We start from the raw sequence: 12,610 nt of genomic DNA on the forward strand, positions 1-12,610 counted from the left end.
GAACGAGCGACTTCAGTGGCCAGGCGTTCGATCTGCGCAATGGCTTCGGCCACCACTTTGTCACCGGCGCGGGCCTCGCCGTCAGCATCGGCGGCGGCTTGCGAGGCTTGCTCGGCGTTACGCGCGACCTCCTGGACGGTGGCGGTCATCTGGTGCATGGCGGTGGCGACCTGATCGGTCTCGGTCTTCTGGTTGTTAACCCCGACGCTGGTTTGTTCGGTGACCGCCGACAACCCTTCGCCGGCGTTGGCGATTTGCGTAACGCCCTCGCGAACGCCGCTGATCAGGTCGCGCAAGGCCTCACTCATGTGCTGGATGCCTCGCTGCAGCACGCCCAGTTCATCGCGACGGGTGACCAGCAGGTTGCGGGTAAGGTCGCCCGCCGTAATGCATTCGACAACGTCCAGGGTTTCGCGGATCGGACGGGTGATCTGGCGACTGATGATGACGGCGGCCAGGATGCCCAACAGCAAGGCCAATAAGGTACTGCCCAACTGCAAGGTACGCGTCTGGGCGACTTCTCTGTCGCGGCTATCCAGTTGAATCTGGTAGATCGCATCGCTGCGCGTAAAGATCTCACTCCCTTGCTCGGTCAAGTCCTTGCGTATCAAGGCAGTGACGTTGATAGCCGTCTTGTAGGCCTGTAAGGCGGCGCGGTAGTTGCCCAGGGCCGTTTCCAGCTGGCGCAACGCATCCGACTGAGACGAGCTGAGATACTCGCCAAGCTGTCTCAGGCCATCGACGGTTTCATTTACCTGGTTGAAGGCCTTCTTCTCGGTATCCGGGGTGCTGTCAGCGCTGTAACCGCGAACCTCGAAACGACTCTGCAGGAACTGCTCCTTGACATGGCCGATGGCCTGGAGACGTTCGGAACGGCCCGCGTCGCCTGGATTCATTTGCAACGCGCTAGTGCGAATCTCGTCGATCAACTTGGAGGTCGATTCGCCGATGCCAGCGATAGTTTGTTGTGCACTGCGGCGAGTGTGATACGCATCGCGCAATTTATTCAGCGATTGCTGGTAGTTATTGATGATAACCGCTTGTTCTTTGGCCAGCTTGAGGCTTTCCGGATTTTTGAAACTACCCAGCAGTTTTTGCAACTGGGCGATGAACGTATCCATATGGGCCTGCATGTTCTGTGCGGCGGTTTCATCCCCGTTGCTCAACATGTATTCCAGGCGGCTCACCTTCAGGTTATACAGCGATGTACTTAACTGGGTAACCTCCCCCGTTCGGTTGCTGCGGAAGATCAGGTTGTCCATGCTGTTCCAACTGATCAGGGCCAGTAGGGTAGTCAAGAGCAGAACCAATCCGAATCCCAGGCCCAGTTTGAGGCTGACGCTGATATTGCCGAACACTTTATTCATTCAATCTCTCTCAGGGCACGCTTTCACCAAAAGACTGGCGACAGAACATTGGCACAATGCATTGTGCAAACCCTGTGAAGCACTATCCATCAGTGCATGCTGGTTCTTTACTAGGATTCCCCTTACCCCGTCTGCGCACGCCTTCGAGTTTGAGTGCCGCCAGGCCCTGTCTAGAGCAATCGTTGTGTCATGGCATAGCGAACGATATCGGCGGTGCTGGAAAATCCCATTTTTTCCATCAGGCGGCCTTTATGGGTACTGACGGTCTTGTGGCTGATCGCCAGGTCAGCGGCAATCCGCATGACGCTGAGTCCACCTGCGAGCAGGCGCATGATCTGCAATTCACGGTCGGTCAGGACATCGTGCTCACAGTGCGATTCCAGGCCGCCAGCGGCGAAGGCTATCTGTTCAGCTAGCCGACTATCGATATAGCGTCCGCCGGTGGCCACTCGGCGAATGGCCAGGAGCAGCGTTTCAGGGTCGCTGTCCTTGGTCAGGTAGCCTAATGCGCCCGTTCTGAGCGCGCGCAGGACGATGGGGACTTCGTTGTACATGCTCAATACCAGGATCGGCAGTAACGGATAGTGCGCGTGGATGCGAAACAGTAAATCCTCACCGCTGATGCCGGGCATGCTCATGTCGAGCAGCAGCAGGTCGATGCCGCCCTGGCGCAGTCGTTCGAGCAGCACCAGGCCGTTTTCCGCTTCGGCGACAACCTGCAGGTCGTCGTCCAGGGCGAACAGCCGCTTCAATCCTTCGCGCATGATGGCGTGATCATCGGCGATCATCAGTCGGATCATGGTGTTTCTCTACCTGTCTTAATGAGAGTGCGTACACGGGTACGTCGACCGGGGACAAGTCATCGGATACCGGCCTTGTAGAGCAGCAGTTGTTCGAAGTCTTCCCGCGGCATGGCCTTGCCGTACAGATAGCCCTGCGCGCTGTGGCAACCGGAGCCTTGCAGAAAGGCTTCCTGAGAGGGCTCTTCGACACCTTCGGCCACCAGCGCCATGCCCAGGGCATGGGCCATGGAGATAATGGCCTTGACCAACTCGACGCTCTCACGGTGGTGGTCGATACCACGGATAAAGGAGCGGTCAATCTTCAGGACTTCAACCGGAAAGCGACTCAGGTAACCGAGTGCCGAATAGCCAGTGCCAAAGTCGTCAATGGCGATGGTGAGTCCCATGGCGAACAGCCGCTCAAGGATCTCGCGCACGGCTATATTGTTGTCCAGCAACAGACCTTCGGTGATTTCCAGCGTCAACCATCCTGGCTCGCAGCCGGTGTCCTGCAAGATGACGCGGATCGAGTTGGCCAGATCGTTCATCCTGAACTGCCGAGGCGAGAGATTCACGGATACCTTCAGCGCCGGATGTCGGTCATCGCGATTCCAGGCTACCGCGACCTGGCAGGCTTTACGCAACACCCATTCACCGATACCGACGATCAGCCCGGTTTCCTCGGCGATCGGAATGAACGTGTCTGGAGGTACCGGCCCGTGCCGGGGGTGGTTCCATCGTAACAAGGCTTCGGCACCAATCAAACGCCCGCTGGCCAAGTCGACCTGCGGTTGGTAATGCACTTCCAACTCTCCGTTGGGCTGAGCATCGCGCAGGCTGGCCGCGAGCGCCATGCGCTCTGTCGTCGTTTGGATGAGCTGTGCCGAATAGACCTGTACGTTGTTACGCCCTTGCTCCTTGGCATGATACATCGCCGAGTCGGCGTACTGCAGCAGTTCACTGATCGTGCTGGCATCGCCTGGGTAGCAGGCAATACCGATACTACCGGAGATGAACAGCTCCCGCTCCCGGATCGGGTAGATCCCACTGATCGCCTGTAGCAGCTTGCCGGCCAAGGCGTTCAAGCTGACGCCTGTCGCCAGAGGCAGGATCAGGGCGAACTCGTCGCCGCCCAGGCGGGCGACCGTGTCGCTGTCGCGCACCGCACGCTGCAAGCGCCTGGCGGTTTCCTGCAGCAAATCATCGCCCGCACTGTGACCCAACGTGTCGTTGATCACTTTGAAATTGTCGAGATCGAGAATGGCTACCGCCACCTGGCGGTTGTATCGGCTCGCGTGGGTTATTGCTTGATGCAGTCGGTCCTTGAAGAGTTCGCGATTGGGCAGCGCGGTCAGAGAGTCGTAAAAGGCCATGGTATGCAACTGCTGCTGGTAGGCTTTGATCTCGCTGATGTCGCGCGCGATGGTCAATACGCTGGCGACTTGGCCGTGCGAGTCGAACTCAGGCACCGCCCGGACATGCTGGACGACCTGCTCGCCATTCGCCCTGGTCCAGGTGGCCTCCAGGGCGACGGGCCGGGCGCTCTGCATGACATCCATGATGCCCTTTTGGTAGCGGCTCGTCAGTTCCTCCGACAACGGGCCTCTGTGACTGATCGGTGTACCCACGACATCGCTGAGCGCAATACCATACAACTGCTCATAGGCGGGGTTGACGTAGACACGCCGGCCTTCGAGGTCATAGCGCACAATGACATCCGGCGAGTTCTCCACCAGCGTGCGGAATTCCTGCTCCTTGAGCCTCAGTGCCTGTTCGGCACGGCGCAGTCCGGTGATATCACGCCCCACCGCCAGCACGCTGGTCACCTCGCCGTCGGCCGCTCGTTCCGGCACGACGCGGATATGGCTGATGAGCTGCCGACCATCGAAGCCCTGCCAGACCAACTCGTGTTCGTCGGGATGCCCGCTACGCAGCACCCCCAACAGCGTTGCTTCATAGGCCAGTATCTCGGGAGTGTTGGAAGCGTGACTGGGTTTCTTGCCGAGTACCGCCGTCTCGGGCAACCCGATCATGTGCACGAATACGGGATTGGCATAGGTACGCAGGAGATTGCGGTCGTAGCGAGCGATGGTGTCGGGGGTATGCTCCGCCAGCGTGCGGAATGCCTGCTTGTCGCTCAGCAGTTGTTGCTCAGGGTGCCTGCTCTGCGTGATGTCTCGCACAAAGCACAGGAAGTTCGTGATGCGCCCGCTCGCATTGCGCAAGGGAATCAGGCTCTGCAAGAAGAGACGACGACCGATGGGCAGTTGGAGTTCGTATTCATCGTTCAATAAGCTGCCGGTGGCGATGCAGGCCTGGCTGCTGCTCGCTATTCGACTCGTGATAGCCTCAGGCAATCGCTCGTCTGGACACTGGCCGAGCAACTCGCTTTTGGACAGGCCCAATAGCCTCTCCATCGTAGGATTGACGTCGATAAAGCGCAGACGAGCGTCTTCACAGATGGCAAACAGCGCCAGGCAAGCGGTACTGTTCGCGAATGCCGTCTGATAGAGGTCGACGCAGGTAGAGGCCAGCTCCCCGGGTGGGCTGCAAAAAGGCAGCTTCTCGGTCATGCTCGCCACCTTGTCTTACACGTGCGGGAGTCACCATTTTTCATCGGCCTATCTCTGACTGAGGCGCCCGACCGGAGCCGGGATTTATCGCCGTGTGTGGGGAGCAGAGAGGATGGTCATGCTTCGCGCCTGCCAGTCATGCCCTCTAATACGCCGCAAGGCAAATGGCATCATGCCAGTACAGATAAATGATGCAGGTCATGTGGATTACCTGACCATCGGACCTTGCTGATTTTCAAGTAGGCATAATTGTCGACAAGGTAGGCATTCCCTTACCCCGCATTGCGTGGACGATCACTAACGCGCAACAGCATCCAAGGCGATCGGGCCAATCGAGCCTCAATGCGAAATGATTCCGTGGTCAATCGCGTACTTCACCAAGGCCGCGGGCTTGTCGATGTTGAGCTTGCGGCGGATGCTCAAACGATGGGTTTCCACCGTGCGCACGCTGATGTCCAGCTCGCGGGCCATTTCCTTGTTGTTCAGGCCCTCGACCATCTTGCGCAGCACCTGGCTCTCGCGCGGCGTCAGCTCGTTATCGGTGTTCTTGTCGGCGATCAGCCGCTGTGCGATCGCCGCACTGTAAAACGTCCCGCCGCTGGCGATGGCCTCAATGGCCGCAATGATTTCCCGCGAAGGTGAATTCTTCAGCACATAACCGCTGGCGCCGGAACGCACCGACTCACTCACATACTCATGGTTGTCGTACATGCTGAGCACCAGAATCTTGAGCAGCGGGTACTGCTTGCTCAACACGCGGGTCAACTCAAGTCCATTCATGTCCTTCAGCCCGATATCCACCAGCAGCAGATCCGGCTGGCAGCGCTTCACCATCTCCAGCGCTTCGGCGCCATTCTCGGCTTCGCCCACCACTTCCAGGGGGGGCATCACCGCCAGCAAGGCCTTGATCCCATCCCGGACCAGGGAGTGATCGTCGACCAGGGCGACGCGGATTGGATGGAGCAGATTCATCAGGGGCGTTCGCTCTTGTTGTGGGCTGAGTCAGGACTTTGCAGCGGCAATTTTAAGCGGCAGCAGAACATCCAGTACACTCCTTCCCGGCATGGAGGCCAGTTCGAGTCGTCCGCCAAAATGCTCGACACGCTCGCGGATATTGCGCAGGCCGATACCCGAGTGACGACGCTCGACCTGGGCGACGTTGAAACCGATACCGTCGTCGACCACCGTCAGGCGCACAAATTCTGCGGCCCCCTGCAGGGTAATCGAGACGTGGTGCGCCTGTGCATGCCGTTCGATATTGGTCAGACCTTCCTGCACAATCCGAAACAACGCGACTGGCAGCCCATCGACCAGCTCGCACTCGAACGCGTTGTTGTCGTAGGTCACCACCAGCCCGCTGCGCTGCTCGAACTCGGCAGCGAGCTGACCGATCGCCGCCGGCAGGCCCAGGGTGTCGAGCAGCGACGAGCGCAGATCGTGAGAGAGGCTGCGGACCTCGCCAATCGCTTCCCCCAGGCGCTCGATGGCTTCTCTTAAAATGCCCAGGCCCCTGTCCTGCCCTTTCTCCAGCACATGGCTGGCCAGCTCGAACTGAAACTTGATGGACACCAGGACCTGGCTGATACCGTCATGCAGCTCACGGGAAACCCGTGAGCGCTCTTCCTCCTGCAAGCTGACGATTCGCTGGGTCAAACGCTGGAGTTTCCTGTCGGCCAGGCGATGTTCGCTGACGTTCAGGGTCATGCCGCCGGCAAAGACCAGGAGCACCGCCACGAGGGCGACCCCGGCAATCGCCAGCATCGTCTTGCGGATGCCCAGGGCCACCTCGTCACGGGCCTGCTGTGTCGCGCGCTCGACGTCCTCGAGGTAGATGCCGGTACCGAGCATCCAACCCCAGCGGTCCAGCATGACCACATAGGCGAGCTTGTCGGTCACCTGGCCGGTCGAGGGTTTGTTCCAGGCGTAGCGTTGAAAGCCTTCCCCTGATTCGGCACTTTTCAGCAACGCCTGGATCACCGGCAGACCGTGGGGGTCCTTCATGTCCCACAGGTATTGGCCCACCAGTTCCGACTGGCGCGAGTGCATCAGGCTGCGGCCCTCGCGGTCGTAGACGAAGAAGTAGCCATTGACCCCGAAGCTGAGCTTGCGCAGTTCTTCCAGCACCTGTTGCTGGGCGTGCTCGTCACCCTTGCCGTCGTCGTAGAGCGGCGCGATCAGGCTTTGCGCCATGGCGACGTAGTTTTTCAGCTCGGCGCGCTTGCTGGCCAGAATGCTGTCTTCGATCAGTTGCGCCTGTTGATCGCCCAGTTGGCGGTTCAGGGAAATCACCAGCGCGCAGATGACAGCGATGGCCATGACCAGCGGCAAGATTCCCAGGGCGACGATTTTGTGCTTGAGCTGCATGACGGATTACCGGGGCTCTCAGTAGAACTACGTAGACGCTGCGTACGTAGTCGTGCGGATACTTTTGTTGACGGTATACACGGATATTGGGCCAGCTCCGCACAGCGGACACAATTATAAAAATTACCGCCGCAGTCTACCGACTGTCGGCAGGAGACACGCAATGACCCGTCTGGCTAAACACCTCGCCTGGTTTGCCGTGGCTGTCCTGGGAGCGTTTGCGCTGAGTGTCGTGGCCCTGCGCCGCGGCGAAGCCATCAATGCCCTCTGGATCGTAGTCGCCGCAGTCGCTATCTACCTCGTCGCTTACCGCTATTACAGCCTGTTCATCGCCAACAAGGTGATGCAACTCGACCCCATGCGCGCCACTCCCGCCGTCGTCAACAACGATGGCCTGGACTACGTGCCGACGAACAAACATATTCTCTTCGGCCATCACTTCGCCGCCATTGCCGGCGCCGGACCACTGGTCGGCCCGGTATTGGCGGCGCAGATGGGCTACCTGCCCGGCACCCTGTGGCTGATTGCCGGGGTGGTGCTGGCCGGTGCGGTGCAGGACTTCATGGTCTTGTTCCTCTCCACTCGTCGCAACGGTCGTTCCCTGGGCGACATGGTCCGCGAGGAAATGGGCCGCATCCCGGGGACCATCGCCCTGTTCGGCTGTTTCCTGATCATGATCATCATCCTCGCCGTGTTGGCGCTGATCGTGGTCAAGGCCCTGGCCGAGAGCCCATGGGGGATCTTCACGGTGATGGCGACCATCCCGATCGCGATGTTCATGGGCGTCTACATGCGCTACATCCGCCCGGGCCGCATCGGTGAAATCTCCATTGTCGGTGTGCTCCTGCTGCTCGGCTCGATCTGGCTGGGCGGGCAGATCGCCGCCGACCCGGTGTGGGCCAAGGCCTTCACCTTCACCGGGATCCAGATCACCTGGATGCTGATCGGCTACGGCTTCGTGGCCGCCGTGTTGCCGGTGTGGCTGATCCTGGCCCCGCGCGACTACCTGTCGACCTTCCTCAAGATCGGCACCATCATGGCCCTGGCGATCGGCATCCTGATCACCATGCCCGTGCTGAAAATGCCGGCGTTGACCCAGTTCGTCGACGGCACCGGCCCGGTCTGGAAAGGCGGTCTGTTCCCGTTCCTGTTCATCACCATCGCCTGCGGCGCGGTGTCCGGCTTCCATGCGCTGATCGCGTCCGGGACCACGCCCAAGCTACTGGCCAGCGAAGGCCATGCCCGTTATATCGGTTACGGCGGCATGCTGATGGAATCCTTCGTGGCCATCATGGCGATGGTCGCCGCCTCGGTCATCGATCCGGGCGTGTACTTCGCCATGAACAGCCCGGCCGCCGTGGTCGGTGCTGATGCAGTAGCCGTGGCGCAGACCGTCAGCAGCTGGGGCTTCACCATCACCCCGGACGCCCTACTGGCAGTGGCCAAGGACATCGGCGAAACCACCGTGCTGGCCCGTGCCGGCGGTGCGCCGACCCTGGCGGTCGGTATCGCGCAGATCCTCCACCATGTGCTGCCTGGTGAGAACACCATGGCGTTCTGGTACCACTTCGCGATCCTGTTCGAAGCGCTGTTCATCCTGACCGCCGTGGATGCCGGTACCCGTGCCGGGCGTTTCATGCTGCAGGATCTGCTCGGTTCCTTCGTTCCGGCGCTCAAGCGTACCGAATCCTGGACCGCCAACCTGATCGCCACTGCCGGTTGCGTGGCGATGTGGGGTTACCTGCTGTACCAGGGCGTGATCGACCCGCTGGGTGGCATCAACACCTTGTGGCCGCTGTTCGGTATCTCCAACCAGATGCTCGCCGGTATCGCGCTGATGCTCGGCACCGTTGTGCTGATCAAGATGAAGCGCCAGCAATACATCTGGGTCACCTTGCTGCCCGCCGCCTGGCTGCTGATCTGCACCACCAGCGCCGGCTTCATCAAGCTGTTCGATGCCAACCCGGCCATCGGTTTCCTCGCCCTGGCGAAGAAGTACAGCGTCGCATTGGAAGCCGGACAGGTGATCGCCCCGGCCAAGGACATCACCCAGATGCAGCACGTGATCTTCAACGCCTACACCAACGCCACGCTGACGGCGCTGTTCCTGTTCGTGGTCTTCAGCATCCTGTTCTATGCGATCAAGGTCGGTGTCTCGGCCTGGGGTAGCCAGGAGCGTACGGATAAGGAGTCGCCCTTCCAGGCCGTTCCAGAGGCGTAATCGAAGCTAGATGAAAAAAATGCCCCGTATCGAAAGCTACGGGGCATTTTTCGTTGGTGAGCCGCAACACCTCGTTCCTTTGACGCGGATTCGCTACTATGTTTGCTCCGCTTTCCTTGTCGGCGGATTTCTTCATTGTGGAGCCCGAATGCCTAGTCAAAAGGACATCGCCGCCGAAAGCGGCGCACCGATGATTCCTGAACAGCGCCGTGAGTTGATGCTGCGACAGTTGCGCAAGCACCAGGTGCTGAGCGTTCATCAGTTGATGGAAATGTTCGAGTGCTCGCACATGACGGTGCGCCGCGACATTGCGCTGCTGGAGCAGGAAGGTCGGGCCTATTCGGTCACCGGTGGCGTTCGGATCGCCAGCCAACTGCACAGCGAGCCCAGCCACCAGCTCAAGGCCGTGGTCGAGTTGCCGCAGAAACAGGCGATGGCGAAACTCGCGGCCCGGTTGCTGCACGCCGACATGACGATTTACCTGGATGCGGGCACCAGCACCCTGGAGATCGTCCCCTACGTCAAGGCGCTTTCCGGCATGACCGTGGTGACCAACGACTTCGGTATCGCCCAGGCCTTGATGGACGCGCCCCAGGTCACGGTCATTCATACCGGCGGCCAGCTGGATCACTCCAACCATTCCTGCGTGGGCGGGTTGGCGGTCGCCACCTTGCGCCAGGTGGTCACCGATATCGCGTTCATCTCCACCAGCTCCTGGGACTTGCGTCGCGGCCTGACCACGCCTTCGGCGCTGAAGGTGGAGGTCAAGCAGGTGGCGATGCAGTCGGCGTCCCAGGTGGTGCTGGTGGCCAGCAGCTCCAAGTACGGCACCTTCAGCATGTACAAGATCGCCGGACTGGAACAGTTCGACATCATCATCAGCGACGATGCGCTGGCCACTGCGGCGGCCGACGGTATTCGAAAACAAGGCGTCGAACTGATGTTGCCCTCCGGCGTGACGCCTTAAGGTCTATCGAGTAGGAGGCGGATTTACATCCGCCGCCCTCTCAAACCTAGCGCGCCTTCCAGTCGCGTAGCCACTGCAAGCCCGCCGAGGTGTCGCCGCGCGGCCGGTATTCGCAACCAACCCAGCCGTCATAGCCCAACTGGTCAATCAGCTCGAACAGATAGGGATAGTTGACCTCCCCCAAGTCCGGCTCGTGGCGGTCCGGCACGCCGGCAATCTGGATATGGCCGATCCCGTCGAAGTCCCGGCGCAATTTGCTGGCCAGGTCACCCTCGACGATCTGGCAGTGGTAGCAGTCGAACTGGACCTTCAGGTTGCTGGCGCCCACTTCCTTGCAGATGGCCTGGGCCTGATCCTGCCGGTTGAGGAAAAATCCCGGCATGTCCCGTGTATTGATCGGCTCCAGCAACACCGTCACCCCGACCTTGGCCGCTTCGGCCGTCGCATAGGCGAGGTTTTCCAGGTAGATGCCATGATGCCGTGCCCGCTCGCTCTCGGAGGGCAACAGGCCGGCCATGACATGGATACGTGAATTGCCCAGCACCGCCGCATAGTCCAGGGCGCGGTCGAAACCACTGCGAAACTCACCCTCGCGACCCGGCAACGACACGGTGCCCCGCTCCCCCGCTGCCCAATCGCCCGGCGGCGCATTGAACAGCGCTTGCACCAGGCCGTTGTCGCTCAGGCGCTGCTTCAGCTCCTGGGCGCTGTAGTCGTAGGGAAACAGGTACTCCACCGCCTCGAAACCATCGGCGGCGGCCGCGGCGAAGCGCTCCAGAAAGCCCTTTTCCGGATAAAGCATGCTGAGGTTTGCAGCAAAACGAGGCATGGTAGCTCCCAGGATAAAGGCTCAGACAAACGGCCAGATCAGCAAGGTAATACAGAAACCCAGCGTACCGAGCAAGGTGGTCAGCACCGTCCAGGTGCGCAGACCGTCACCCACATTCAGCCCGGCCAGCTTGGTGAAGATCCAGTAGCCGGCATCATTGATATGGGACATCGCCAGGCCGCCACCGCCCATGGCCAGGCACAGCAGGGCCAGGTGGTTTGGGGTGAGGTTGAGGGTCGCGATCAACGGGCTGATGATCCCGGCAGTGGTCACCAGCGCCACCGTGGTCGAGCCCTGTACCGCGCGCAGCAGCAGGGTCAGCAGAAAGCCCAGGGCGAGCACCGGCAGACCGGTGGTGCGCAACAGATCGGAGACCACGGCGCCGATGCCGGTATCCACCAGGACCTTGCCGAAGACACCGCCGGCACCGGCAATCAGGATCACCATCGCCACACCGGGCAAGGCCGAGCCGATCACATCGGACACCTGGGTGCGACTCCAGCCCCGCCGCGAACCCAGCAGCCAGGCACACAGCAAGGTGTCGATCAGCAGCGCGACCAGCGGCGCACCGAGTACGGTCATGATACCGCGCAGGGTCGAGTCGGCAGGCAGCAGCGAGGTGGCCAGGGTGCCCAGCAGAATCAGGATGATCGGCAACAGGATCAGCCCGACAATCAGGCCGAAACCCGGTGGCGGCGCCGGCGGCAGCTTGGCGACGAGGCTGCCGGTGGACTCTTCCAGGCCCATGTGCGAGACAGCCACCGCCGCCTGCGCTGTGCTGATGTCGTTGCCATTGCCCCAGGCGACCAGGTCTTCATGGGTGACATGCGGACCGTAGACCTCGGCACGAATATCGTCGGTCATCGGGTACACCCGACGGGTCATGCGTCCGGCCACGCGGTAGCCGACATAGCACAGCAGCGCGGTGATCGGCAGGCCGAACATCAGCACCCGGCCAAGGTCGGCACCCAGCTGGCTGGCAGCGGCGACGGCGCCCGGGTGTGGCGGCAGGAAGGCATGCACGGTCAGCAAGGCCGCGCACATCGGCAGCGCGAACACCAGCAACGGCTTGCGCGCACTGCGAGCGACGCCATAGGCCAGCGGCATCAGGATGATCACCCCGACCTCGAAGAACACCGGCACCCCGACCATGAAACCGGCAATCGTCAGCGCCAGCGGTGTACGCCGGTTGCCGAAACGGCTGATCAGCGTCCTGGCCAGGGCCTCGGCACCGCCAGAGAGTTCGATGATCCGCCCGATCATCGCGCCCAGGGCAATGATGATCGCGATATGGCCCAGGGTCTTGCCCATGCCGCCTTCAATGGTGGCGACCAGCTCCGCCGGCTTCACCCCGGCGACCAGGGCCACCAGGATGCTCACCAGCATCAAGGCGACGAAGGGTTGGAATTTGTACTTGAGCACCAGGAACAGCAACAGCGCGATGCCCAGCCCGGCGGTCACCATCAGGATCAACGGGCTCATTTCGGCAGCCCTCCGCGCCGGGTGA

The 12,610-nt window shown here is 61.0% G+C and carries 9 protein-coding genes; 2 read left to right on the forward strand and 7 right to left on the reverse strand.

Going from position 1 to position 12,610, the window contains the following annotated elements:
- From UCMB321_RS14890 to UCMB321_RS14910, 5 genes are all read right to left on the reverse strand, one after another.
- Positions 1 to 1,367, reverse strand: a 1,367-nt coding sequence (locus tag UCMB321_RS14890; protein ID WP_040068084.1) for a methyl-accepting chemotaxis protein, incomplete at its 3' end; no start/stop codon positions are given.
- A gap of 170 nt (positions 1,368 to 1,537) precedes the next feature.
- Positions 1,538 to 2,167, reverse strand: coding sequence for a response regulator (locus UCMB321_RS14895; RefSeq protein ID WP_040068086.1), 630 nt, complete (start codon positions 2,165 to 2,167; stop codon positions 1,538 to 1,540).
- 59 nt (positions 2,168 to 2,226) lie between these two features.
- Complete coding sequence (locus tag UCMB321_RS14900) at positions 2,227 to 4,722, reverse strand: sensor domain-containing protein (RefSeq protein ID WP_052451236.1); 2,496 nt, start codon at positions 4,720 to 4,722, stop codon at positions 2,227 to 2,229.
- 339 nt (positions 4,723 to 5,061) lie between these two features.
- Positions 5,062 to 5,694, reverse strand: a complete 633-nt coding sequence (locus tag UCMB321_RS14905) for a response regulator (protein WP_040068088.1) — start codon at positions 5,692 to 5,694, stop codon at positions 5,062 to 5,064.
- 30 nt (positions 5,695 to 5,724) lie between these two features.
- Entirely contained in the window at positions 5,725 to 7,086 is a 1,362-nt protein-coding gene (locus UCMB321_RS14910; RefSeq protein ID WP_040068091.1) for a cache domain-containing protein, read from the reverse strand.
- Positions 7,087 to 7,249: 163 nt separating this feature from the next.
- Between UCMB321_RS14910 and UCMB321_RS14915 the strand changes: the two genes are divergently transcribed.
- Together UCMB321_RS14915 and UCMB321_RS14920 are read left to right on the forward strand one after the other, a co-directional pair.
- On the forward strand, positions 7,250 to 9,307 hold the full coding sequence (locus tag UCMB321_RS14915) for a carbon starvation CstA family protein (RefSeq protein WP_040068092.1): 2,058 nt from the start codon (positions 7,250 to 7,252) through the stop codon (positions 9,305 to 9,307).
- Between the two features lie 148 nt (positions 9,308 to 9,455).
- On the forward strand, positions 9,456 to 10,274 hold the full coding sequence (locus tag UCMB321_RS14920) for a DeoR/GlpR family DNA-binding transcription regulator (RefSeq protein ID WP_040068093.1): 819 nt from the start codon (positions 9,456 to 9,458) through the stop codon (positions 10,272 to 10,274).
- 46 nt (positions 10,275 to 10,320) lie between these two features.
- On the opposite strand, the gene otnI is transcribed toward UCMB321_RS14920, so the two are convergent.
- Both otnI and UCMB321_RS14930 read right to left on the reverse strand, forming a co-directional pair.
- Complete coding sequence (gene otnI, locus UCMB321_RS14925) at positions 10,321 to 11,103, reverse strand: 2-oxo-tetronate isomerase (RefSeq protein WP_040068094.1); 783 nt, start codon at positions 11,101 to 11,103, stop codon at positions 10,321 to 10,323.
- A 21-nt stretch (positions 11,104 to 11,124) separates the two neighbouring features.
- Positions 11,125 to 12,585, reverse strand: coding sequence for a GntT/GntP/DsdX family permease (locus UCMB321_RS14930; RefSeq protein WP_040068096.1), 1,461 nt, complete (start codon positions 12,583 to 12,585; stop codon positions 11,125 to 11,127).
- Positions 12,586 to 12,610 lie beyond the last annotated feature (25 nt).

It is taken from the genome of Pseudomonas batumici (assembly GCF_000820515.1).
Lineage (GTDB): Bacteria > Pseudomonadota > Gammaproteobacteria > Pseudomonadales > Pseudomonadaceae > Aquipseudomonas > Aquipseudomonas batumici.